Source organism: Saccharopolyspora antiqui (genome assembly GCF_052246905.1).
Taxonomy (GTDB): Bacteria; Actinomycetota; Actinomycetes; order Mycobacteriales; family Pseudonocardiaceae; genus Saccharopolyspora.
On record NZ_JBQQBO010000001.1, the window covers coordinates 177075 to 200886 of the forward strand.

Here is a 23812-nt window from a genome sequence, read left to right on the forward strand (position 1 = left end):
CTGTGGACGTGTCGTGCCGACTTGTGCCCGGTCAACAACCGGAATCGGGTGTTGACGGTTGTAGCGGTGCGTTGGTGATGCCTTTCGCTTCGCACCGACGCTCCGCGAGCAACGCCAGGACCGTCACCGCGGAGGTGGCGGCGAGGACGGTGAGCAATGCGGTGCCGGGCGATGTCACGGCGATCAGAGCGGCCATGGAGAACGCCGCGAGCGACGCGCCAAGACCAGCGGCAGCCGACAGCAGGGAGAACCCCACGCCCAGGTCATCCGGGGACAACCGCTGTTGGACCGCCAGACTCCGGGCGACCAGGCTTGGTGGTCCGAACAAACCGGCCGCCAGCAACAGGAAGGCCACCGCGACGGTGTCCTCGGGCAAGCCGAGCAATGCCAGGACAGCGCACATGGCCAGCGCCGACAGGCACGCCTGCGCCGCCGCGGTCCCCGGCCAACGCCGTGCCCCGTACACCAACCCGCCGACGATCCCCGTCGCGGCGAACGCGGCGAGGAGGTATCCCGCCGTGGCCGGGGGAGTACCCCGCTCGGCGAGCAGTGCCGGAACGGCCACGTCGAGGGAGGCCACCGCGCCCATGAACGCGGCAGCGGCCGCGCACGTCGGCCAGATCCGCGCGAAGGCCCCTCGGTCTCCGTGCCACAAGCGGTGGCGCTTGTCCGCAGCAGGTCGGGACCACGTCAGGGCAACCGCCGCACCGATCGCCAGGACCAATGCGGCAAACGCGAAGGCGACCCATCCGGCGACGGCGAAAAGCGTTGCCACGACTGCGGGTCCGACCACGTAGAGGGCGGCGCTCGCGGTGGATTCCAGGCTGTAGGCAGCCGCCCGCGCCGAGTCCGGCACCAGTGCGGTCAGCGCCGCTCTGACCTGCCCGGGAAGGCCCGCACCGAGGAAACCGGTCGCGGCGGCCGCGAACGAGAGCACTGCCACGGGAGCCGCGAGCGCGGCGCCGACGGCCAGGACTGCGCTGCCGAGGCTCATGCCCGCCAGCCCGAGCTGCAGCGGCAGCCTGCTGGCGACCAACGGCGCCGCGAGCAGTTCCGCCGCGGTGAACACGCCAGCCAGAACTGCGCCCCGCACAGGCGTTCCCGCCGCGTTGACCCCCAGCAGCACCAACCCGAGCGGCATCATCGCGAGCGCGGAACGCGCACTCGACGCGACGATCGCCCACCTGGTGAAGCCGCGCCGCGCGACAACGGCCCGATACACCCCCAACCGATCCCCTCTCGCCCCTGCTGATTTAGACCTAAAGTACCAGCCGGGGCCCGGCGTGCGCTGGGGTCATCCGCGTGCGCCTCGCCGAAGCACCGGCTCAGGCCAGTCGTTGCGGGGCACGACGTTGGTGGCGCCGATTGGAAGGGACGTCTTTAAGTCCGCATATTGGGAAGGATCGCTTTCAGCAGGCCGGGGAAGGCCGCGTCGAGTTCGTCTTCGCGGAGCACGTTGAGGGATTGGCCGCCTTCGCGGTGGGTGGCGATGATGCCTGCTTCGCGGAGGATCTTGAAGTGGTGGCTGAGGGTGTTCTTGGCTACCTGGGTGTCGAATCGGCCGCACGCGATCGCGGTGTCCGACTGGCTGAGCTGGCGGACGAGATCCAGGCGCACCGGGTCCGCGAGGGCGCGCAGCACGCTGGTCGCTTCGAGTCGGGCGGGGGCCTGCGGCGGGGACGACGTCATCATTACCTCCTCGCTCCAAGTCTAGCCCCGTGTTCGACAGTCATCGAAACCCTGCCTTAGAGTTGTTCCATGACTATCGAACACCGGCGGGGTGTCGTGGCGCTCGCGCTGATCGCGGCCTTCATGGTCTTCGTCGACGGCACGATCGTGAACCTCGCGCTCGCGCAGTTGGCTTCGCACCTGCAGGCGTCGCGGTCGGAACTGGAATGGGCGATCAACGCCTACACGCTCTCCTTCGCGGCGGTGATGCTGGGCGCCGGTGCGTTCGCGGACACCCTCGGGGCGAAGCGGGCCTTCGTCACCGGTCTGCTCGTGTTCACCGCATCCTCGGCGGTCTGTGCGGTGGCTGGGTCGATGCAGGTCCTCAACGTCGCGCGACTGGTTCAGGGAGCGGGCTCGGCGCTTCTGCTGCCCAGCGCGCTGGTCCTGGCCACGGCGACCGCGAGTGACGACCAGGCTCGGCATCGGCTGGTGGGGTGGTGGGCCGCGGCAGGGGGCGTGGGTATGGCGGCTGGGCCGTTGCTCGGCGGAGTGCTGGTCTCGCTCGCGGACTGGCGGGCTGTCTTCGCGGTCAACGTGGTGATCGGCATCCCGGCCATCGTCTGGAGTCTCCGCTCGATGCCCGCCGTGCCACGTCGGGATCGTCGCCTCGATATCGCTGGCATGGGCACGGCAACCGTGTTGATCGGCGGCCTGGTGTTCGCGCTCATCGAAGCCCCGGCCCAGGGTTGGAGCAGTCCCGCGGTCCTCACCGCAGGCGGACTGGCCGTCGCGGGGGCCATCGGCTTCGTGGTGGCTGAACGATCAGGACAGGCACCGCTGCTCCCGGTGGGGGTCTATTCCCATCGCGGGTTCGTCAGTGCCGCCGTTCAAGGGGCGCTGTTCAACTTCGCGTTCTACGGGCTGCTGTTCGCGATGAGCTTGATGCTCCAGCAAGGCCGCGGGCTCAGCGCGTTGACCAGTGGGTTGTTGTTCCTTCCCCTAACCGGACTGATCTCGGTCGGCAGCCTGTGCGCGGCACCGTTCGCGCAACGCGTCGGCCCTCGCGCAGTCCTCGGGATCGGCCAGACGGTCCTTGCCCTCACATTTCTCGCTGTGGCGTGGGCGAGCACCGCACCCCTGCTTTGGCCGTTGGTCGTCGCACTGGTACCGGCCGGGCTCGCTTCGGGCATGCTGGTGTCGACCATGACCGCGCGGTCCATCGCCGCCGTCGAACCCGAGCTGCACGGTACGGCGTCCGCCGTGTTCAACACCTCCCGGCAAGTCGGTGCCGCCATCGGGGTTGCCACCTTCGGCCCCCTGCTCGGGACAACCCATGACTTCAGCAACGGGTTCATCACCTGCCTGATCGTCGGCGCTGCCGCGACCGCGGTCGCACTCGTGCTCACCGCACTGGCGCGGCCAGCCACTGCCGTGAAAGCGCTGGCCGCCTGAACGTCGAAGCGTCACATCGACCCCCAACGGGCGGGATCCGCGTGCTACGAGCCGGTGTCACCAACGTCAATGGCCTCGTACACCTAGTCGCTAAAGCGGCGAAACCGAAGGAAAGCCCTCACGTGATCTTTCCGGACGGCTCATCCCGATCCGGTGTCTTGACCTTTCCCCAGGGGAAAGGCGGATGTTCAGGACATGGATGCTGACAGGTACGACAACATGGCGGAGCTGCTCGACGAGCAGGTCGGCTACTACCGGGCGGTTGCCGCGGAGTACGAGGACCACTTGCTGCCCTTTCCCGGAGGTGCCGAGCTGTCCGCGGCGATCGAGGAGTTCCGGCCGACCGGCAGCGTGCTCGAACTCGCCTGCGGCCCCGGCACGTGGACGCCCCAACTGATCCGCCACGCCACGGACGTCACCGCCGTGGACGCGTCTCCGGAGATGCTCGCCATCGCCTCGGCTCGGTTGGGCGAGGAAGGCGTGCGCTTCATGGCGGCTGATCTGTTCCAGTGGCAGCCGGATCGTCGTTACGACGTCGTCTTCTTCGGGTTCTGGCTGTCGCACGTTCCGCCCGACCACTTCGAGTCCTTCTGGTCGCTGGTGGCCAACTGCCTGAAACCGGATGGGCGAGTGCTCTTCGTCGACGACTGGTACCGCACCGCTGCGGAACTCATCGAGGGCGAGCGGTCCTCGACCATCCGGCGTCGGCTCGCGGATGGGACCGCCTACCGGATCGTCAAAGTCCCACACCGACCCGAGGACCTCGAACGGGCGCTCGACCGGATCGGCTGGCGCATCGAGGTCCATTCGACGGCTGGGCCGTTCTTCTGGGGAGCGGGAAGCCGCGCATCCAACTGAGGTCGCGACACCTGGCCGCTCGCCCAACCCCGCACACGCCAACTCGCGCTTTTTCAGCAGTTGAGCACAGTGGCCAGTTCATCGAATCCTTCGACGAGGACGTCACATTCGACCTCCGCTGGATTCTCGGTCGTTCGGTTCGGACCTCGCTCGCGCGGGCGCGCCACGTATGCCGTCCGGAATCCCGCCGCGCGGGCTCCGGCGAGGTCCCAGCTGTGAGCGGCTACCATCATGAGTTCTTCTGGCGCGAGATCGAGGAGTTCCACGGCCGTTCGATAGACTTCGATGTCCGGCTTGTAGTGGCGGGACAGTTGCGCGGACAAGATGCAATCGAACGGTAGCCCGGCATGCTTGACGAGGTTGGTGGTGAGCGCAAATCCGCCATTCGACAGCGCGCTCAGCGTGAAACGACTTCGGAGTCGCTCCAATCCCGTCGCGACATCTGGCCAAGCGGGGAGCCGGTGCCACGAGCGCACCAACTCCTTCCGCACCGAGCGGTCGAAAGCGTTTGACAGTCCATGTTCTTCGATGACCCGGTCGAGGCACTCGCCGTGCAGGATGTCCAGATGCGCCCACTCCCGCTCCCCGGTGCGCACCGCGCCCACGGCGAGGAAGAACTCATCGCGCCAAGAATCGGTAATACTCCCCGCGTCGACGTTCACCCCCTCCCTCCTTGAGATGTCCGCCACTTGCCGAGTGACTCCGGTCCACCAATCGAAGGTGGTGCCGAATATGTCGAACGTCAATGCGCGTACCTGACCGAAGCTTTCCTTGTCCATGGCGGGCGCCCTCTGTTCGTCGTCAATACCCTTTGTTGTCGTTCCCATCTTTCCAGAGATGTCCTCAAAGTCCTACCTCCATCCTCTGTGGACACTTCCAATGCACGTCGGGCATCGCGGGATCCGTGAATGGTATGGCGAACTCGAAGAGATCACACTTGTGAATGTTACGGATGTGGACGGTGTTCCGTCGCGGATCCGGCGCGGGCAGTGAGTGGCCAGTAGAGTTCCGCTCACGGCCGAGGCGATCGCGGTGACCACGCCCGCCTCGGACTGCGCGACCGCTGGAGGAAGGAATCATGACCGCCACCGACACCCCTGCCGCCATCCAGGCCTTCATCGATTCGACCAATCAAGGCGACTCCGAAGCCTTCGCCGCCGCGTTCACCCGCGACGCCTACCTCAACGACTGGGGTCGTGAGTACCGCGGCCGGGACGCCGTGCGCGACTGGGATCGCACCGACAACATCGGCGTGCAAGCGCACTTCGAGCTCATCGGGATCGAACCCGGCCCCAACCCGGACAGCTACGTCGCCACGCTCAAGGTGACCGGCAACGGCCACAACGGCACCGGCCCGATGACCTTCCACCTGCGCGACGGCTTGATCGAGAGCCTTCGAATCAGCTGACGGCCAGGTCCGTGCTGTTTGCCTGATTTGGGCCGAAGGTCCGTTGTGTCATACCGGGCCCGCTTTGACGATGAGGTCGTGGCAAAGCCGTACGGACGGACAGCTTCTCATTCGTGGCGGCAAGGCTTCGCCAGGCGATAGCGCGACTGGTCCTGGGTGCCGGAGGAGCTGCGGATGCGGACAACCTCGGGGAGGGAAGATGCACGCGAAAAACGAGCTCAAGCACGGTCCGGACATTGACTCCGAGTTCTTCGACGAACTGCACGCGGTGTTTCAGAAATTTCCCGATGTCGCGCGGAAGTACGCCATTCGGAGCACCTGCCTGGAGGATTACCTCGGAAAGGACATGAAGGAGAACAAGAAGGTGTACCGCATTGAAGGGGATACCATCATCGCGGAAATTCGAGCGGGTTCGGTCTGTCCTCCTTCGCACTTCTGCTGCGAGTGGGTGGACGAAGGTTCCTGGCGGTGCTTGGCGTGCTGTCCGGCATTTCCTTGATGTAGCCCTGGAAGTGGTAGCCGATCATCAGGGTGAGGAGCCTTTTCAGAGGAGGCTGGTGGAACAGCCGGACACCCGTGGGCATTGTTGAAACGTCGACTGGTGGTCGCGGTACTTCACGGCGAGGCTCCGCGGGGTTCCACGGTGAAAGTCAGCGACCCGGTGCAAGGATGTTCACGCCGTGACGGCCTGAGGGCGGTCACGGTCCACATCGGATGATGCCGCCCGCCGGGTCTGCCGCCGCCCGATGAGGGCGAATGCCAGACCGGTCAGTCCGAATGCGACGAGCGGCACGAGTTGGGTCAACTCGTAGGCGAGTCGCTGGCCTTCGAACCCGGTGGGCAACGAGTCGTCGGGGCTTCCCGCGGTGCCGAACCATCCCACTCCCAGGCCCGGCCACAGCAGCTGCGCCAGGGTGTAGATCACGATCGCGGTCGTGACCAGCGAGGCAGCAGCACCGCCGAGCCGACCTCCGGGCACGGTGAACGGCCGCGGCACGTTCGGGAATTTGCGGCGGAGCACCGGAAGTGTTGGGAACAGCAGCATGTAGGCGACCATCGTCATCGAGATCGCGAGGTTCAAACCGGCGCTGAAGTACTTGCTGCTGTCGCCGCCGGAAATGTTCAGCGCGGCGACCATGACGGCCGTGGCGAGCACGCCGGAGAGGACGTTGATCCGCACCGGAGTGCCGCGCTTCTCCGACAACGCACCGAAGAACCGCGGCCCGGCTCCGTCAGCGCAGGCAGTGGCCTGGGCGCGGCTTTCCCCCAGCGCCCACGACACCCCGCTGGTGAACAGGGCGACGATGAGCCCCACTGCCGAGATCACGCCGACGGCGGTGCCGAACCCGCTCAGCTGGATCGTCCCGTCGGGCAGTACCTCGCCACCGTAGACGCTGAAGACGGCCTTGCACGCGTCGATGAAGCCGCCCAGGCTGCTGACCTGGTCACTCGGCAGGACCAGCAGGATGCCAGCGACCGGGGCGGCCACCATGAGGAAGGACATCGCGCCTGAACGCAGCACGGCCAGCGGGATCGCCCGCTGCGGCTGGTCCATCTCCTCGGCGGCGGAGCTGGACAGCTCGAAACCGACGAAGGTGAAGACGATGACCGGGACCAGGGCGATGAACCCGGTGTAGGTGGGCGTGAAGTCGCTCCAGTCCAAGGTCTGCACGCCACGCTGGATCCCGTAGATGATGGTGGAGATGAAGAAGAATCCGAGCAGGATCATGCGTGCCCACGCCCCGACCGCCGGTACCCAGCGGCCGACGTTGAGCGACACCGAGGTGGACAGCACACCGGCCCAGATGAACAACAGGCCCGCGACGTAGGTCCAGACCCCGGAGAGGGGATGGATGAACGTGGCGAAGGTCTGCATCGCGACGACGCACAGCGTGCCGCCGACCCAGACCGGATTGGACAACCAGTAGATGACCTGAACGACGCCCGCGACCAGCCGACCGTAGGCCATCCGGGTCCAGGTGTACTGCCCGCCCTCCAACGGGAACGTCGCGCTCAGCTCGGCCACGATGAGCCCGTAGGGAACGAAGAACAGCGCGGCGAGGATCAGCAACCACGTGAAGGCTTCATGGCCGGATGCGGCCAGCGAACCGATCGTGTCCAGACCGACGAGTGAGCAGAGCAGCAGGAAGAAGGCGTCGAAGCGGCGCAGATCTCGCCTGAGCTTGGCCTTGTTCGCGCGCAGGAAATCTGTGTCACCGGTCGTGATCGGCTCGGGCACTGGTCCTCCCTGATCGGACTTCGGTAGCGGAACGGCCCGTTCAACAGCAGCTAACTGAACGTTCGAACAGTGCGGGTGGCCAAGGGTGCGACGTGCGTCTCACGATGTCAACCCTGCGGCGGGTAAATTCGTCCCATGCCACGGGTGAAGAAGGAAGTCGGCGCCCGCCGCGAGGAGATACTGACGACCGCGCTCGACCTGATCACTGAGCGCGGGGTCAGCGGGCTGCGGGGCAGTGACGTCGCCGCACGTCTGGGCGTCAGCACGGCTCTGGTCTTCTACCACTTCGAATCGCTGGACAACCTCATCTTCAGTGCGTTCCGGCATGCCACCGACCGAGACCTGGCCCGGCTCGACCGGCTGCTCGCGGAGGCGGACGGCAGCGTGACCGAGCGGCTGCGCACGGCGTTGAACGAGTACGGTCCGACCGGTGCCGCGCCGAGTTGGCGGTTGTGGATCGAGGGGTGGGCGACCTCGTTGCGCAATCCCGAGCTGCGCGGGGTGATACGCACGCTCGACAACCGATGGCGTGCTGTTGTCACGGACCTCATCGGGCAAGGGGTCGCCGCGGGGGAGTTTCGGACCGCGGATCCTCGGGGGGCGGCGTGGCGACTCACCGCGATGCTCGACGGATTGGCCGTGCAGCGGGTCGCTTTCGACGAGGCCGTGTCCAAAACCGACGTGACGAACTGGATGAGCACGGCCCTCGCGGCTGAACTCGGCCTCGCTCCTTGACCCCCCGATGGGTGGCTCCGATACTAACTGTTTGGCCGTTCAGTTAGCTCCGGAGGAATCGTGGCGCTCACCCTGCCGCATGCCGTCACCGCGAAGGCCGCTGCGACCGATGCTCCGTTCTTCGAGGCCAGTTGGCACGACCCCGAGTCGAGCGCGACGGGCTATCTCGTGATCGACCGGCTCGTGCGCGGTCTGTGCAGTGGCGGTTTGCGGATGCGCGCCGGTTGCACCGCGACCGAGGTGCGCGGGCTCGCACGGGGCATGACCCTCAAAGAAGCCATCCACTACGAGCCAGGGGCGCGATACGTGCCCTTGGGGGGAGCCAAGGGCGGAATTGACTTCGACCCGTTCGATCCCGCCGCGACGGGTGTGCTGGAGCGCTACCTCGCCGCGATGGCTCCGCTGATCGAACAGCGGTGGACCATGGGGGAGGACTTCGGAGTCCGCCAGGACGCCGTCGACCGCGCCATCGAGAAGATCGGCCTGACCAGTTCGGTGCAGGCCGCCCATCAGGTGGTCGCGGACCTGGACGCCGCGAACGAGCGCATGGCCACGGCATTCGGGTCCGACGTCGATGGGGTCCCGCTCGACGAGTTGGTGGGCGGTTTCGGCGTCGCCGAGGCCGCGCTCGCCGCCGTCAGGCACCGCGGTATGGACCCGGCGGCCACTACCGCGTTCATCCAGGGGTTCGGTTCGATGGGTGGTGCTTCGGCGCGATACCTCGCGCGCGCCGGTGTTCGGATCGTCGGGATCGCCGATGTCCACGGCGTTGTTGCGAACGTTGCCGGGCTCGATGTCGAGCGGCTCCTGCTGACCCGCGACCGCAGCGGGGCGATCGACCGCACCCAGCTGCGCCGCACCGACCGCGCCGAGCCAGGGCAGCGGTGGCTGGACATCCCGGCCGATCTGCTCGTCCCCGCCGCGACGTCGTACTGCATCCATGCCGACAACCAAGACCGGGTTCAAGCACGTGTGATCGCTGAGGCGGCGAACATGCCGATCACTCCGGAAGCTGAGGAAGCGCTCGATGCGCGCCGGGTGACCGTCTCGCCCGACTTCCTGGCGAACTCGGCGACCAACGCGTGGTGGTGGTGGGTCCTGTTCGGGGACATCGATGGGAGCCCCGAGCAGTCCTTCACCAAGATCGCCGATCGAATCGGCGCCCTGAGCGACCGGATGTTCGACCGCGCCGACGACGAGGGGATCACGACGCGGACAGCGGCGTTCGCAATGGCCAGTGAACGGCTGGCGGAACTGACCGCGCGCTTCGGCAACGTCACGACCCCGATGCCCTAGTGCGCTGAGGCGCGAGTTTTCGGGCAGTCCATGGCGGATCGGTGCAGAGTCCGAAGGTTGCGCCGCTGAACTGTCCGATGTGGAGCATCAGGTGCTGCCCGGGTCAGTGGCTGCGCCGCATCGGCCGTCGTCGCGGGATGCGAGCCGCGGCCGCAGGTTCTGCGCTACTCGCCACGTGCCGCGCCATCCCGGCGGCGGGCCCGGATTGGCCCAGGCCACTTCGCGATTTTTGGCCCTACCACGAGGCCGATCCGCGTCCTACGTTCAGTTCTGCGGTTTCGGGCGAAATCGCCCGCGCCAACCGGCCGCGTTCGCCCAGCTGGCGGGCGGTGTTTTCTGGAGAACGGGAAAGAGAACGCACGAATGACGAACGAGAAGGCCCAGCTGCTGCGCTCCTACCACCACGAGGGCCCGGTGCTGGTGCTGCCGAACGCGTGGGACGCGGCCAGCGCCGCAGTGATCCAGCAGGCCGGGGCGCGCGCCATCGCGACCACCAGCGCCGGGGTCGCGTGGTCCCTGGGCAGGCCCGACGGCCAGCGGGTGTCGCGCGCGGAGATGGTCGACGCGGTGCGCCGGGTGGTTTCCGCGGTGGACGTGCCGGTCACCGCCGACGTCGAGAGCGGGTACGGCGACGTGCGCTCGACCGTCGAGGAGGTGATCGCCGTCGGCGCCGTGGGCGTGAATCTGGAGGACGGTGCGGGGTTCGGCGGGCCGCTGCGCGACGTAAACGACCAGGTCGAGCTGATCCGGACGGCGCGCAACGCCGACGCCGACCTGGTGATCAACGCGCGCACGGATGTGTTCCTGTACCGCTTGGGCGACGCCGCGGACGTGATCAAGCGCGGCACGGCCTACGCCGAGGCCGGGGCGGACTGCCTGTTCGTACCCGGTTCGCTCGACTTGCCGGTGCTGCGCCAGGTCGTCGACGCGGTGCCGCTGCCGGTCAACGTCATGGCCGCGATGGGTGGTCCCACCGTGGCGGAGCTGGCGGCGGCGGGGGTGCGTCGGATCAGCGTCGGCGCTTCGCTGGCCGCAGCCGCTTTCGACTTCACCCGCACCACGGCCGCGACCATCCTCGAAGAGGGCGTGTTCCCCGAGACGGGCACCACGGTCGGCTTCGCGCAGCTGAACCAGTGGTTGTCCCGGAGCTCCTGACGCATCGCGGAGTTCCGCGGGATTCAATGGGTCTTCGATCCGACCCCCCGCGGCCACTTCGAGGACGTCGCCTAGCGGCGGGTGGGCACCCGGGTGATGCGGCGGAGGGCGTCGGCGAGGCGTTCGCGATGTTCGTGCAGGGTTTCGGGGGCAATTCCCTCGGTGCCGACGGAAACGAGGTGGTCGGTCGCGGCGCGCAGTGCCGCGTTCGTGGCGGCGGCCTGCATGCGAACCTCCAGCGCGTCGGCAGGCATGCGCATGCGCTCGGCGAGGACGTCGGCGAAGGCGGACTCCGCACGCTCCCGCAGCACCAGGTAGACAGCGCGCAGCGCGGGTTCCTCGTGCGTCATGCGGACCACGGCGAGGACTGCCTCGACGTCGGACCCGGAGGAGTCCAGCACGGGCGTGTAGGCTGCTCGCAGGTGCTCGGCCAGCTCCAGTTCGGGCGGCCAGGTGCGCAGGACTGCCTGGAAAGCGTCGATCGTCTTCGTCAGCAGCGGCTCGACGCAGCTTTCCTTGCTGCGGAAGTAGCGCCACAGCGTGCGCTCGGACACCCCTGCGGCCCCCGCGATCTGCTCACCCGTTGTCGCGGCCACGCCCTGCTCGCGGAACAGCCGCACCGCGTGGCGGGAGATGTCGAGCCGTTGCTGCTGGCGTTGCTGATCGCTCGCCGGTGGACGCCCACGGCGGGGTCGGCGGTCGTTTCGCTCAACCACGGTGACCTCCACCAGTCGCTTGCCGGACGCGTTGGCACACCATAGAGAGTGTGCGGGTTGGTTTGGGTGGCGGTGCGGGTGGCGGAACCTCGGTGCCTGTTTTTGAAGTGGTCGTGTCGGGCCGTCCACCTCGGGTGAGGTGGACGATTTCGCGCGAAATCGCCGTCTCCCATGCGGGGCGGGTGGCGATTGCGCGCGAAATCGCCAGGTCTGCCACCCGCACCGCGAAGCAGGACGAGTTCGAAGACAGGTTCTTGGTGCCTGCGCGGGCGCAGAAGTGGTTTTTGGTCATAGCCCTGCCATCCAAGCGTCGTCGTTGCCGCTGTCGGTGGGTCTTTCAGCTCCAGAGCCGGTCGTGGCTGCGTTCGCCGTTCCACGCTTCGGTGTCGTCGAAGAACACCGGATCGGCAGGGTCGAGGTGCTCCCGGAAGAGTTCCTCGTTGATGTCGGTGAAGCCGAGGCCGGGCGTGTCGGGCACGGTGATGTGGCCGTCGGTGATCAGCGGGCTGGGCAGCCCGGTGACGAGATCGCTCCACCTCGGGACGTCCGCGGCGTGGTGTTCCAGCACCAGGAAGTTCTGGGTGGCCGCCGCGATGTGCACCGCCGCGAGGGTGGCGATCGGCGAGGCCGCCATGTGCAGGGCCATCGGCACGCCGTACTCCTCGGCGAGGTCGCCGATCTTCTTGGTCTCCAGGATGCCGCCGGAGGAAGCCGGGTCCGGGTGGATCACCCGCACCGCCTCGTTCTCCAGCAGCGGCCGGAAGTTCTCCTTCAGGTAGATGTCCTCCCCGGTGCAGGTCGGGGTGCTGACCGCCTCGGTCAGCTGCCGCCACTGGCCGGTGAGCTGCCAGGGGATCATGTCCTCCAGCCAAGCGAGGGTGAACGGCTCCAGGGCGCGGCCGATCCGGATGCACGAGTCGAGCGCGATGTGCCCGAAGTGGTCCACGGCCAGCGGAACGTCGTAGCCGACCAGGTCCCGCACCGTGGCGACGTATTCGACCAGCCGCTGCACGCCCTTGGCGGTGACCTGGATGCCGGTGAAGGGATGCATGGTGTCGGTCGTTCGCAGCGCGCCGGGCGGGGCGATCAGGCAGTCCGGGACGTCGCGGAGCAGACCGATGCCCACATCCATCTTCAGGAACTGGTAGCCGTGCTCGCGGCGCTGCGCCAGGCGCTTGCCCATCTCCTCCGGATCAGGTGAGGACGGCGTGTCGGCGTAGCACAGCACCCGGTCCCGGAACTTGCCCCCGGCCAGCACGAACGCCGGAACGCCGTAGGCCTTGCCCGCCAGGTCCATCAGCGCCATCTCCACGCCGCAGACCCCACCGGCCTGCCTGGCGTGGTGGCCGAACTGCTTGATCTTGCGGAAGAGCTTGTCGACGTTGCAGGGGTTTTCGCCGATCAGGCGGCTCTTCAACAGCAGTGCGTAGGTCTTGCTCGCCCCGTCCCGGACCTCGCCGTAACCGGAGATGCCCTGGTTGGTGTCGATGCGGATGATGGTGGACCGGAACGGCACCCCCACCAGGTTGGCGATGCGCAGATCGGTGATCCGCAGATCGCTCGGCCGGGAGTAGTTGCTGACGTGGTCTTCGGGACGCGCGGTCACGACATCTCCTTCGAAACCCGGTGCTGTTTCCACTGCTGGAAGTCCGCCTCGATGTGCGCCGCCCAGTTCGCCACATCTATCTCGGCGCTGGTGTAGGCCCGTTCGGAGAGCCGGAGCTTGCCGAACACGTCGCGGATTCGGGTGTCCTCGCTCTTCTCGGCGACCCGCTCGGCGAGCTGCGGCGGGATGAAGACGACGCCGGTGGCGGTGGCCAGCACCACGTCACCGGGCAGCACGGTGGCCTCCCCGATCCGGATCGGCAAGTTCATCCCGGCCAGCGTCACGTCGCGGATCGCGGTCGGATCGGCGTCCCGGAACAGGAAGTTGACGCCGTGCAGTTGGGTGAGCCCCTGGAGGTCCCGGATGCCGCCGTGGATCACCGCGCCGACACCGGTGCGGGTGGCCACCGCGGTGCCGAGGTTGTCCCCGATGACGGTGCCGTCTTTGACCTTGCCGAAGATGTCGGTCACCATCACGTCACCGGTCTGCAGCGACTCGATGATCCAGGAATTCTGCCGATCTCCCGCGGTGAAACCGATTTCGGCACCGGCGGCGACCACGGCGGCGTCGTAGTCCGGCCGGTGCGGCAGGAACTGCGCGGTCACCGCCCGCCCGACCAGGACCGCGCCCGGATGCGTTTCCCGCCAGCCGCCCGCGAACTGCCGGTCGTAACCCGCCTGCCGCAGGGTGCTCCACGCCTCCTCGGTGGTGGCTTCCCGCAACCGGGCCAGCACCTCGTCGGCAACTCGCGGCCGACCATCGGCGAACCGCTCCCCCGACCACGCTGCGGTCAACCTGAGCAGATCATCGTGGGTGGGTTGGATCCTCATGCGAACTCCAGGGTTGGCTGCCGCGGGCGTGGCGGGAAACTTTGCGGGGACGCGAACATTTCGGCCGAGCGGGGTCACCGTCGGAATTTCGAATTTCTCCGACCGCGACGATTCAAACGGCATCACCGGCAGGAGACCGAGTGGACGTCACACTACGATCCGGTGACCACCATGTCAACGTCCGAATTAGCGCGCAGCCGCGACGAATTGCGGTGCCATGTCGAATCAACCGATCTGCCGGGTCCAATCACCAGAGCGGATGCGCCATGCGGATCCAATCCATTCGAAAGTCCGATACCGCGAAATCGTGCGGAGCGCACGCTGCTATCGACCATCCTCACCCCCCACCCAGCGCCATCGAGCCGCCGTCCACGTGGATCACCTGTCCGCTGATGTAACCGGCGTCTTCGGAGGCGAGGAACGCCGCCACGCGGCCCATGTCTGCGGGCAGCCCGACCCGGCGCACCGGAATGCGCTGGGCAGCGGCCTCCCGGGAGTAATCCGGCTGCTCCACCCAGGAACGCGGTGTCTCGACGCTGCCCGGCGCTATCGCGTTGACCCGGATGCCGCGCGGGGCCAGATCCGTGGACAGCACCCGCGTGAATGCGTCGACCGCACCCTTGGTGGCCGCATAGGCGGCGGCTCGGGGAAAACCTCTGCTGCCGTTGATGGAACTGAGATTGACGATACTTCCGCCACCGGCGGCCAGGAAATGCCGGACCGCCTGCTGCGCGCAGAAGAAGTACCCACGAATATTGAGGTGGAACAGGTCGTCGAAAAGCTCGGGATCGATGTCGAGGAATTCGACGAACCTGGTCACACCCGCGTTGTTGACGAGAATGTCCAACCCGCCCAGCGCGTCGGCCGCGCGATCGACCACATCGCGGCAAACCTCGGGTTCGCGCAGATCACCTTCCACCGCGAAGGTCTTCTGGCCGAGCTCGGTGATCCGCTGCGTGGTCGTCGGTGGTTCCTCGCTGGGCGGGTAGTGGACCGCGACGTCCGCCCCGGCCCGCGCGAGTTCGATCGCGATGCCCCGGCCGATACCGATCCCGGCCCCGGTCACCAGGGCTTTCTTTCCCGAGAGGTTCACCATGACCGCTTACTCCTCCAAGCGGAAACGCACCTTGGTCACTGCTGCAGCCCCTGCTGCTCGAACACCTGGACCATGCGGTCGTGGGCTGTTGCCACCGCCGATGCGACGTTGGATTTGCCCTGCACGATCTCGCCCATCATGTCGGTCAGCACGTAGGCCTGGCGGACCGCGTTCTCCCCGGCGCTGGGCGCCTGCGGGAAGTGCAGACCGGTGGTGGACACCGCCGGGATCGGCGCGGACATCGCGTTGTAGGTCACCTGGTAGATCGGATCGCCGCCCAGGAAGTACGGGTCGGACTTCCACACCCCGTCGTAGGCCGGGAGCACGACGCCCGCACCGGATGCCTCCACCAGGCTGCGCATCGTCTGGCCCGCCGCCAGGTACTTGGGGACCAGCTTGGCCAGCTCGGGGTTCTTGGCGCCCTTGAAGATGACGAAGGCGGTGAGATCGCCGAAGGGCAGCGCCGCGGAGATGGCCGGGCCCTTGAGCCCGTCGATCACCGCCGTGCCGTCGTAAACCGGGTTCTTCGTGGTCTTCGACTGCGCGTAGAGACTGGCCTGGTTGAGCGTGATGCCGATCAGCCCGGCCAGCCACGCCTCGTTGTTCGCGGTGTCCGTCCAGCTCATGACGCCGGGCGGGAGCATCGGTTGGTACTTCGGGTTGACGTAGATGTCGGCCAGGAACGTGATCGCCTCGACGGTCTGCGGGGTGTTGAAGATGACCTTGGTGCCGTCGTCGGAGCAGATCGAACTGCCGTAGGCGTTCATCACGTCGATGATCAAACCGTTGGCGTCACCACCGCGGTTGACCGAAAAGCCCCAGCCGAACCGGTTCTTCGCGGGATCGGAGATTTCCAGCGCGATGTCGCGCGCGTTCTCGTAGGTCGCGACGTCGCTTACGTTGATGCCCTTCTCGGCGAGCCAGTCCTTGCGGAGGAAGTAACCGCTGCCGATCGAGTAGAACGGCACACCCCACCACTTGCCACCGATCTTGAGGTAGTTCTCCGCGACGGGCGCTGGTGGGCCGTACTTCGCCGCCATGTCCGCGACGACGTCCGAGACGTCCTGGATCATGCCGAGCTGCTGCATCTGGGGCACGAACCGCTGCCCGGAGATGAACGCGAGGTCCTGGACCTGACCGGCCCGGACGGCCGCGTCCTGCTTGGCGATGAAGTTGCCCGCATCGGCGCTGAAACTCGCGTTGCTGATCTTCGTGCCGGTCTGCTCGGCGAAGACGTCGTAGGCGTCCTTGACCGCGTTGTCGGCCTGTTTCGTGTACATCTGCATCGACAGCACGCTGGCGGATTTGTTCTGCAGCCCTTTCGCCGCTTCCACCACATCGGGCGGCACCGCCGCCGCTGGTACCGTCGGCGCCGCCGAGCTGCCGCAGGAAGTCAGTCCCGGCAGCAACATTCCCGAGGCAACCAAGCCGCCGATTCCAGCCAGCATTCGACGCCGATTCAGCATCGGCAGATCGTCACTGTCCATCAGTTTCCACCTCTTCGTTGAGGATTCACTGCAATGCGCCCAATACCACGGGCGCGCTGCTGATGCGGACGTGCGGCATCGTGGCGGTCACCTGTGGAAGCGGTCAGGCACCAGCGGAACGTGGGCGGGTCGACTTTCCGCTCACGGCGGAGGATTCCTGGCCGAGCGCCACCATGATCACCCCGGGTATGACGGACGTCAACTCCCCATCCCGCTCCCGGATCCGACCTATCCGATCCATCCGCTCCCACCCATCACCGCCCCACCGGGAGCTACATTCGCCGCTAGTCCACGCGACCGCCGCCCGGCTGGGAACGCACTTCCGCGGCTGGTGATCCAGTGCGCCGACAACGGCGCCGCACGAAGGCCGCGAAATACGCCCGCTGCGGGAATTCGTCCCCATTGCGCGCAAAACACGTGCGGACCGACTGGTTCCGCATTCCGTTTGAGGCCCGTCGAAAGCGAGGAACGCAGGCGATGAGACCGCGAGCCAACGAGCCAGTGGACGTCCGCCTACCGATACCCGACATAGCGCGCGAACTGCCGCTGAGCGGACCGCCGTTCTCCCGGCCGGACCCGGACCTCATCAACAGGCTCCAGGTCGTCAGCAGCGCCACCGCCAGCGCGGTCATGCACCGGATGGGTGTGCGGCAGACCTACATCCAGGGCCCGATTCCCCGGCAGCCCGGCACCAAGGTCGTCGGACCGGTGGTGACGCTGCAGTTCATGCCGAAGCGCGAGGACGTCGTTTCCGGGGTGGGCGCGGGGGCGCAGGAGGAGCACGTCGAGAAGAAGAGCGCGCTGTGGGACGTCTTCGAGTCCGTGCAGCCCGGTGATGTGCTGGCCGTTTCGGCTTACGGCGACGTCAACACCGGCTGCATGGGCGAAATGCTGGTCACCTACTTCCAGGGGCGCGGCGGCGCGGGCATCGTCGTCGACGGCTGCGTCCGCGACTGGCCGCGGATAAAGGAGATCGGCACTCCCCTCTGGACGTGCGGATTCACCCCGAACTTCGCCTCGCAGACAACCCTGTTCCCGTGGGCCAGCAACGTGCCGATCGCGTGCAACCGGGTGCTCGTGCTGCCCGGCGACATCATCATCGCCGACGACGACGGTGCCGTGCTGGTACCGGCGCAGATGGCCGAGATGGTGCTCGAACACACCGTTGACCACGAGGAATGGGAAGAATTCAGCCGCCTGAAGCTGGCCGAGGGCGGCGCTCTCAAGAAGTACTACCCGTTGAGCGAGCAGGGCTGGGCCGAGTACGAGGCGTGGCGCGCGGCCCAGGCAGACGAGCACCCGAGGAGTCGGTCATGAAGATCACCGCGGTCAGGACCGCCGCGACCAGTGGTCACGGCATGCACCTGTGGGTGCGGGTCGAGACCGACGAGGGCATCACCGGACTCGGCGAGTGCGTGCACGGCGGCGTGCAGGCCATCGCACTCATCCACCAGTTGAAGACCAAGCTCATCGGGCGCGACCCGTTCGAGATCGACGCGTTGTTCGAGGAGTTGCGCCGCGCCAACGTGTTCAACGGCGGGTTCGCCGGGGCGCTGGTCACCGCGCTCACCGGTATCGAGCTGGCGCTGTGGGACCTCAAGGGCAAGGCGCTCGGGGTACCGATCTACGAGCTGCTGGGCGGGAAGTTCCGGGACAAGATCCGGGTCTACGCCGACTGCGAAGTGGAACCGGGCATGAACTTCGATGAGATCAAGCGGGTCATCGAGGGAGTCCTGGAACGCGGCTTCACCGCGTTCAAGATCGACCTGGACATCTTCGTCTACGGCCATCGCGGCAGCGAGGTGGCGGGCTTCACCAAGGACAAGTTCAACTACACCGCGAGCCTGTGGGAACACGAGCGGATGGTGCAAACCGTCGAAATAGCGCGGGAAATCGCGGGCACCAACATCGACTTCGCCGCCGACGTGCACACCCGGCTGGACGTCCCGAGCGCCATCCGGCTGGCCAAGGACCTCGAACCGTACCACCTGATGTGGTTGGAGGAACCGGTTCCGCCGGAGAACGTCGATGCGATGCGCGAGGTCAAGCAGTCCACCACGACGCCGATCTGCGCGGGCGAGAACCTCTACCTGCGACACGGTTTCCGCGATCTGCTGGGCAGCCAGGCGGTCGACGTGATCGAGCCCGACATCCCCAAGTGCGGTGGGCTATCGGAATGCCGCAAGATCGCCAACCTGGCGGAGATCAACTACGTGCCGGTCGCACCGCACAACGTCTCCTCCCCGATCGGCACGATGGCCTCGGCGCAGGTCTGCGCCACGGTGCCCAACTTCCTGGCGCTGGAATTCCACTGGACCTCCCGCGACTACTGGAAGACGATCATCACCGACAAGGACGACATCATCTCCAACGGCGCCATCACCCTTTCCGACCGTCCCGGGATCGGCCTCGAACTCGACGAAGAGGTGGCCAGGCAGCACCAGTTCCCCGGCACGACCTGGTTCGAGTGACCCGGTCCGCGGCGCGGTGGCGGTACTCGGACGCCACCGCGCTGCGGCCGAACTCGGGCGAGGTTCGCCCGGGGCGGTGTTCTGGGTGGAAGTCCTGTTGGACCGCTTCGCGGCGCTCAGCACTGCGGGGCTGACTCGCCCGGCGCCGACATCATCGGCACGCCCGCCTGCTCCGGCGACCGGGCCGGGGCAGGCACGCCGACCGGACGATCGCCGCCGTTGCGCGAGAACTGGGGTGGTGGCACCGCGAGGATCGCCTCCCGCACCGCATCGGACGCGGCCGACCGGGGCTGGTCCGCGGACCACCACATCGCCACCACCCGGTCGCAGTCCGCGTCGACGACCGGAACCAGGCTGACACCGTCGATGTTGGCCGTGGTCATGGACAGCGAATTCGTCATCCCGACACCCAACCCGTGCCGCACCAACGACACCATCGTTTGCGGCTGCATGGCCCGGAACACCACGCTCGGGGTCAGCCCCGCGTTGGCGAACGCCAGGTTCGGTTCGGACTGCCGACCGCCCCCTTCGGTACTCGCCCCCATGATGATCAGCGGCTCGTCGGCGAGTTGCCGCAGCCGCACCCCGGCCGCCGCTGCGAACGGGTGCGCCCGGTTGAACACGGCGACCAGCGGCTCCCGCCACAACACGCTGCTGACGAACTTGTCGGTCCGGATCACCGGCAGCGTCGGTCGGACCGTGAGATCCACTTCGCCGTGGTGCAGGGCGCTGTCCAGATCCCGGTTGTGGGCTTCGTGCAGCACCAGCGAAATGCCCGGGTGGGTGCGCTGCAGGCGCAGCACGACCTGCGGGAACAGGTACGCCGCCGCGCTCGGGTAGAGCCCGAGGCGCACCTCGCCGCCAACCGAGCCCGACGGCGCGGAGACATCGGCCAGCGCTTCCAGCCGCCGGAGGATCTCGTCGAAATGCCGCCGCAGCACCCGACCTTCGGGGGTGAGCTGCGGCGGGTGCACCGAGCGGTCGAAAAGTTGCGTGCCCAGGGCCTGTTCCAGGTCGGCCACGTGGGTGCTCACCCGCGACTGCGACCGGTACAGCGCTTTGGCCGCCGCCGAGAAACCGCCGTGCCGAACCACTGCGGCGAAACTGATCATCCAGTCGATGCGGTACTTGTTCGCGTCCCTGAGATGCACTGCACACCTCGTCCCCGTTGACGAAGTCCGGACGTCGTCGTCCGGACGGCCCACCGCCGAACGCGAGCGTGGCGGACCTGGGGAACCGGTCGGCTCGCAGGTTCACCTTCCGTGAGGCCGCTCGCGCGTGTCCGATGTAGCCGAATACGCCGCGTAGCCGACCTGAGCACCGGATCCACTGCGCCAATCAACCTAACACGTGCTACATCACCCGGTAACCATCCAAAAACACCCGAACCAACAGCCCTGCGCCACGGAGCACCGGGTGCACGACCCATGCGCGACCAGCTGGTTCGACTACTCGTCCTGCTCTTGCTGCCCACTCCCGGACGAACGCGATCCGCCGATGACCGGAGGAGCGATCACCTGCCCGGTATCGGGGTCGACGTCCGGCTCGAACTCGAAGTGTTCGTCGGTGTTCTTGACGTACTTGCGCTCGTGCTCTTCGCCTTCGGCACTCCGATCGCGCTGGCCAGGTCCGGCTATGCCACCAAACACACCCGCACCCCCACGTGCGCTGGTGCCAGCCGAGCCAGGAGTTCCCGCACTGGAACCCGGGCCGATCCCTGTTCGACCACCACCGGTGCCGCCGCGAGTACTCGAACCGCTGCCGCGACGAATCCCTGAACCAGGACCGGTTGCACCGCCTGGAGTACCACTGGTTGCTGGGACATACCCAGCACCGACAACGCCTGGGCTGCCCCCGGTTCCGGTGCTCGGCGGTGACGTGACACCCGTGCCGGGAGCAGTTGGAGCCGCCCAAGACGATTCGGACACGGCGGGCGAGCCCGACGTGCTGGTCTGTCCGGGGCCCATCGAACCGTGCGGCGGGACGGAGCCCGACGAAGTCGTTTCGTCGTGGGCCACACGGGAAGTCGACACCGCAGAAGAGCCGGTACCGACGTACCCGGTACTCGGATCGACCGCGATCGGGCGCTGTGTGTCGGCGACACCGACATCAGCGACAGACACCGGCACAGCCGGGTACGGTTTCAAGGATCGCACCGTGCCGTTGGACGAAGCCCGATATGCCGCGTAGCAATCACGTGCCCTCTGCTCGGCCTCGTTGTGCATGGCTTCATGGACTTGCTGCCCAGCTAGTTTCGCCCCGACGTTGGTTGGCACGAGGTCGCTGAAACCCAGATCCAGTGGTGGCACGTGGTGCGGCTCCGGCATCGAGTACTTCGCTCGACTGAAATGGTCGGCCTGGCTTTCCACTCGTCTCGCCAAGGCGATCGAGAGTTCCCTTGACTGCCGCACCACGTCCTGAAACGGCAAAGACTCCCGCGTCATCGCCTCCGAGGCGTCGCCGCTCCACGACCTGTTACAACGACCGATCGCACCTTGGACAAGCTCACCGATGCGCCCAAGCCGTTCGGCGAGTGGGCCCGAAAGCTCGCCCGCGACCTTGGACAGCGAATCCGCCCCTGGTCCGCCATTGAGCTCGCGGTGGATCTTGGGATGATCGAACGCGGCCTGCGGCTGGCCTTCGATCTTCTTCGGTTGACTGAACGGCCACATAATCCTCCCTTCAGCTTTGGGCCGGAAGATTCGAAAGCACCATGCTCGCCACCTGTTTCGCCACCGCACAGGGATCCTGATGCTCGGGACGGTCGCTGTCGCCTCGATCCGCAGCAACCCCGAAGACGTCCTCTGCACTCACGGCGACGTAGATTCCACAGGTGAACATCGCCGGATCGACGATCACCCCCGGATACCCTTCGACGTTTTCATCAGGTGCTGGTTTTCCCGTCGTTTGAAGCACCCTGGCGAGACCATAGTTCGTCGTCACCGCCGGAGCGATGTTGATCTGGAGCCCGTCGGCATCCACCCCCCACGTGCACGTGTCCTCGCCCCACGCAGATGGACCGTGAACCGTCGCGCCCGTCGTCCCAATCTGCTGAAGTTGCTCCGGCCTGAGCAGCTGACACGGATCTCCTACGGCTTCAAGGTTCTTCGGGGCGCTGACCTCTGGTCTGCCTACATCCTTCGATGCGGTCGAAGGCTCGGTGCCGACAGGCAGGGGACTTCCTGACTCAGATTGAACACACGCACCGATGGACAGAAAAGTAATGCAGACAGCAGTCACCAGCGCGAGCCGAGTACGGTTCATTGCTCCCTTACCTCGTTCCCTTCGTCGATGCGTTGGTACTCGCGCTGTGCGGCATCGATCTGGTCCCGGAAATTCTCGACCCAACGGCGCATGTCGTGCAGTGTCTGCACCGCCGAGCCGAGCCCTTGCGCTAAGTGCTGAACGATTTTCTCAGTCGTTGCCTCGCTAACCTCGTCCCGACCAGGTGACTTAACGTTGTGGACGAAGATGACGTCCCGTGCCGCGAGCTTCAGTTCGTCGAGCGCTGCGTCCAAATCTGCTTTGACGGCGTTGAGGTCTTCCGGGGCGACCTCGAAGCCACCTGCCGAAGCACCCGTACTCGACGCTGCGGTAAGCGGGATTTGCAACATACCTGTCAAGGGATTCATGATGACGTCTTGCGCATCTCGTTCCTGCGCCACCCGATCACTCGGTTCGGTCATGGCTCCCCTCTTCCGTACGTCAGAGGTCGCCGTCGGTGACGCCGACCTTCAGTTGGCCGACGGATCACGCGGATTCGGTTACAGGGAAGTGACATCCGCATCACCGACGCAGCTCTTCCGTACGCTCGGACAGAATTCGTGACACCAGAACAGAATTTGCTGGAGAAGTAACGAGAAACTCGCCGCGAAGAAATTGGACGAAGGAGCCCGAGACGGTGCCAGTCAAAAGCACGACGTCGGCGGCGGCGCGCAGCTTGCCGCGGCTGTCGCGGACCGCGACCGAGAACTCCCCGTCGTGCACGCGTTCTCCGGAAACCATGCGCGCGTAGTCGCGCGCGTCGTCACTGCGGACCTGGCGCGCTCGCAATTCCCGGACCGTTGCGTCGATTTGGGCTTGGCCCCGGTGCGCCGCAGCGGCTCTGCTGGCCGCCTCGACATCTTCGAGCCGGATGCTGACCGCCGAGCCAGGAACCGGCGTGATTTCCGGCCAGAGGCCCACCAGTGCGGTATATGCCGACGCCGAGCGCACCGGATCAATGCGCACCTTGCGTCCCTGCACCCGGGTGCGGACCACTTGATCGCCGGAGAGCGACACCAGACCACGAACGTGCTTCCCACGTTTCGGCGCGAATCGCGTGTCGGCCTCGGCCGATGCGTGAGCGAGCACTCCCATGATGTCGGCAACCCACGGTGCTGCCTGGTTGCCACGATCGATCAATCCTCGTGCGCGCGCTCTGTCACGGGCTTTCTCCCATGCACCGACCGGGTCATCGGGCTCACCCAAATCTGGGAAGTACTGCAGCAATCGAGGCGGCGGAACCAACCGCTCCTCGTCGCCTTCCTGGTGCGCAAGTCCCGCGCCGCGCCAAAGCGGGCCGAACAGGCTCACGTCGAACTCCAGCGCCCCGGACACGAACTCCTCCCCACCCAGTGCTGTGATCAACTACGGTCGGGTCAAGCTGAAGTCACCGCATCACGGGCAAAACGGACAGATGGCTTGTTTCGAATTATCCCCACCCAGATGGTGCAACCATTTCTTTCTGATTTCCTTCTTCGCACTCCGAGCTACTGCATTCGGGCCACGGCGGTGATGGCCCGCACTGAGG

The 23812-nt window shown here is 66.6% G+C and carries 23 protein-coding genes; 9 read left to right on the top strand and 14 right to left on the bottom strand.

All coding sequences use genetic code 11. The features are described from left to right. Window positions 1–31 precede the first annotated feature (31 nt). Together ACTWQN_RS00780 and ACTWQN_RS00785 are read right to left on the bottom strand one after the other, a co-directional pair. Entirely contained in the window at window positions 32–1222 is a 1191-nt protein-coding gene (locus ACTWQN_RS00780; protein WP_443201311.1) for an MFS transporter, read from the bottom strand. A 158-nt stretch (window positions 1223–1380) separates the two neighbouring features. Further along, complete coding sequence (locus ACTWQN_RS00785) at window positions 1381–1689, bottom strand: ArsR/SmtB family transcription factor (RefSeq protein WP_443201312.1); 309 nt, start codon at window positions 1687–1689, stop codon at window positions 1381–1383. A 69-nt stretch (window positions 1690–1758) separates the two neighbouring features. Here ACTWQN_RS00785 and ACTWQN_RS00790 point away from each other — a divergent pair, with 69 nt between their 5' ends. Together ACTWQN_RS00790 and ACTWQN_RS00795 are read left to right on the top strand one after the other, a co-directional pair. Continuing rightward, complete coding sequence (locus ACTWQN_RS00790; protein WP_443201313.1) at window positions 1759–3123, top strand: MFS transporter; 1365 nt, start codon at window positions 1759–1761, stop codon at window positions 3121–3123. Window positions 3124–3318: 195 nt separating this feature from the next. Continuing rightward, window positions 3319–3981, top strand: a complete 663-nt coding sequence (locus tag ACTWQN_RS00795) for a class I SAM-dependent methyltransferase (RefSeq protein ID WP_443201314.1) — start codon at window positions 3319–3321, stop codon at window positions 3979–3981. Between the two features lie 53 nt (window positions 3982–4034). Here ACTWQN_RS00795 and ACTWQN_RS00800 read toward each other — a convergent pair whose 3' ends face one another. Then, entirely contained in the window at window positions 4035–4760 is a 726-nt protein-coding gene (locus ACTWQN_RS00800) for a haloacid dehalogenase type II (protein WP_443201315.1), read from the bottom strand. Window positions 4761–5059: 299 nt separating this feature from the next. Here ACTWQN_RS00800 and ACTWQN_RS00805 point away from each other — a divergent pair, with 299 nt between their 5' ends. Continuing rightward, entirely contained in the window at window positions 5060–5389 is a 330-nt protein-coding gene (locus tag ACTWQN_RS00805; protein WP_443201316.1) for a YybH family protein, read from the top strand. Between the two features lie 199 nt (window positions 5390–5588). Beyond that, window positions 5589–5888, top strand: a complete 300-nt coding sequence (locus tag ACTWQN_RS00810) for a hypothetical protein (RefSeq protein WP_443201317.1) — start codon at window positions 5589–5591, stop codon at window positions 5886–5888. Window positions 5889–6062: 174 nt separating this feature from the next. On the opposite strand, the gene ACTWQN_RS00815 is transcribed toward ACTWQN_RS00810, so the two are convergent. Beyond that, window positions 6063–7628 (bottom strand): APC family permease, encoded by a 1566-nt coding sequence (locus ACTWQN_RS00815; RefSeq protein WP_443201318.1) that lies wholly within the window; start codon window positions 7626–7628, stop codon window positions 6063–6065. 135 nt (window positions 7629–7763) lie between these two features. Between ACTWQN_RS00815 and ACTWQN_RS00820 the strand changes: the two genes are divergently transcribed. The 3 genes from ACTWQN_RS00820 to ACTWQN_RS00830 all read left to right on the top strand — a co-directional run bounded on the left by ACTWQN_RS00820 (window position 7764) and on the right by ACTWQN_RS00830 (window position 10814). Further along, window positions 7764–8363 carry a TetR/AcrR family transcriptional regulator gene (locus ACTWQN_RS00820; protein ID WP_443201319.1) on the top strand — a complete coding sequence of 200 codons (600 nt, stop codon included), beginning with the start codon at window positions 7764–7766 and terminating at the stop codon, window positions 8361–8363. A gap of 60 nt (window positions 8364–8423) precedes the next feature. After that, window positions 8424–9659: a Glu/Leu/Phe/Val dehydrogenase dimerization domain-containing protein gene (locus ACTWQN_RS00825; protein ID WP_443201320.1), complete on the top strand. Its 1236-nt coding sequence runs from the start codon at window positions 8424–8426 to the stop codon at window positions 9657–9659. A gap of 363 nt (window positions 9660–10022) precedes the next feature. Further along, entirely contained in the window at window positions 10023–10814 is a 792-nt protein-coding gene (locus ACTWQN_RS00830) for an isocitrate lyase/PEP mutase family protein (RefSeq protein ID WP_443201321.1), read from the top strand. A 71-nt stretch (window positions 10815–10885) separates the two neighbouring features. Here the strand turns inward: ACTWQN_RS00830 and ACTWQN_RS00835 are convergent, their stop codons facing one another. The 5 genes from ACTWQN_RS00835 to ACTWQN_RS00855 form a co-directional block, all read right to left on the bottom strand. After that, the gene (locus ACTWQN_RS00835) at window positions 10886–11530 is read right to left on the bottom strand and encodes a TetR/AcrR family transcriptional regulator (protein WP_443201322.1); all 645 of its coding nucleotides are present in this window, start codon (window positions 11528–11530) and stop codon (window positions 10886–10888) included. Window positions 11531–11867: 337 nt separating this feature from the next. Beyond that, the gene (locus ACTWQN_RS00840) at window positions 11868–13136 is read right to left on the bottom strand and encodes a mandelate racemase/muconate lactonizing enzyme family protein (RefSeq protein WP_443201323.1); all 1269 of its coding nucleotides are present in this window, start codon (window positions 13134–13136) and stop codon (window positions 11868–11870) included. After that, window positions 13133–13966 carry an RraA family protein gene (locus ACTWQN_RS00845; RefSeq protein WP_443201324.1) on the bottom strand — a complete coding sequence of 278 codons (834 nt, stop codon included), beginning with the start codon at window positions 13964–13966 and terminating at the stop codon, window positions 13133–13135. Before ACTWQN_RS00845 ends, ACTWQN_RS00840 begins: the two co-directional genes overlap by 4 nt. A 337-nt stretch (window positions 13967–14303) precedes the next feature. Continuing rightward, entirely contained in the window at window positions 14304–15062 is a 759-nt protein-coding gene (locus ACTWQN_RS00850) for an SDR family NAD(P)-dependent oxidoreductase (RefSeq protein ID WP_443201325.1), read from the bottom strand. Window positions 15063–15097: 35 nt separating this feature from the next. Further along, a complete protein-coding gene (locus ACTWQN_RS00855; RefSeq protein WP_443201326.1) occupies window positions 15098–16549 on the bottom strand; it encodes a type 2 periplasmic-binding domain-containing protein in 1452 nt (483 codons plus the stop codon). A gap of 477 nt (window positions 16550–17026) precedes the next feature. On the opposite strand from ACTWQN_RS00855, the gene ACTWQN_RS00860 reads away from it, so the two are divergent. Beyond that, complete coding sequence (locus ACTWQN_RS00860) at window positions 17027–17866, top strand: RraA family protein (protein WP_443201327.1); 840 nt, start codon at window positions 17027–17029, stop codon at window positions 17864–17866. After that, window positions 17863–19020: a mandelate racemase/muconate lactonizing enzyme family protein gene (locus tag ACTWQN_RS00865; protein WP_443201328.1), complete on the top strand. Its 1158-nt coding sequence runs from the start codon at window positions 17863–17865 to the stop codon at window positions 19018–19020. Before ACTWQN_RS00860 ends, ACTWQN_RS00865 begins: the two co-directional genes overlap by 4 nt. 116 nt (window positions 19021–19136) lie before the next feature. Here the strand turns inward: ACTWQN_RS00865 and ACTWQN_RS00870 are convergent, their stop codons facing one another. The 5 genes from ACTWQN_RS00870 to ACTWQN_RS00890 form a co-directional block, all read right to left on the bottom strand. Next, entirely contained in the window at window positions 19137–20171 is a 1035-nt protein-coding gene (locus ACTWQN_RS00870) for a LysR family transcriptional regulator (protein ID WP_443201329.1), read from the bottom strand. A 297-nt stretch (window positions 20172–20468) separates the two neighbouring features. Further along, window positions 20469–21692: a PPE domain-containing protein gene (locus ACTWQN_RS00875; RefSeq protein WP_443201330.1), complete on the bottom strand. Its 1224-nt coding sequence runs from the start codon at window positions 21690–21692 to the stop codon at window positions 20469–20471. A gap of 10 nt (window positions 21693–21702) precedes the next feature. Beyond that, on the bottom strand, window positions 21703–22284 hold the full coding sequence (locus ACTWQN_RS00880; RefSeq protein ID WP_443201331.1) for a DUF3558 domain-containing protein: 582 nt from the start codon (window positions 22282–22284) through the stop codon (window positions 21703–21705). Continuing rightward, window positions 22281–22706 carry a PE domain-containing protein gene (locus ACTWQN_RS00885; RefSeq protein ID WP_443201332.1) on the bottom strand — a complete coding sequence of 142 codons (426 nt, stop codon included), beginning with the start codon at window positions 22704–22706 and terminating at the stop codon, window positions 22281–22283. Before ACTWQN_RS00885 ends, ACTWQN_RS00880 begins: the two co-directional genes overlap by 4 nt. 100 nt (window positions 22707–22806) lie before the next feature. Then, entirely contained in the window at window positions 22807–23649 is an 843-nt protein-coding gene (locus ACTWQN_RS00890; RefSeq protein WP_443201333.1) for an ESX secretion-associated protein EspG, read from the bottom strand. Window positions 23650–23812: the final 163 nt, after the last annotated feature.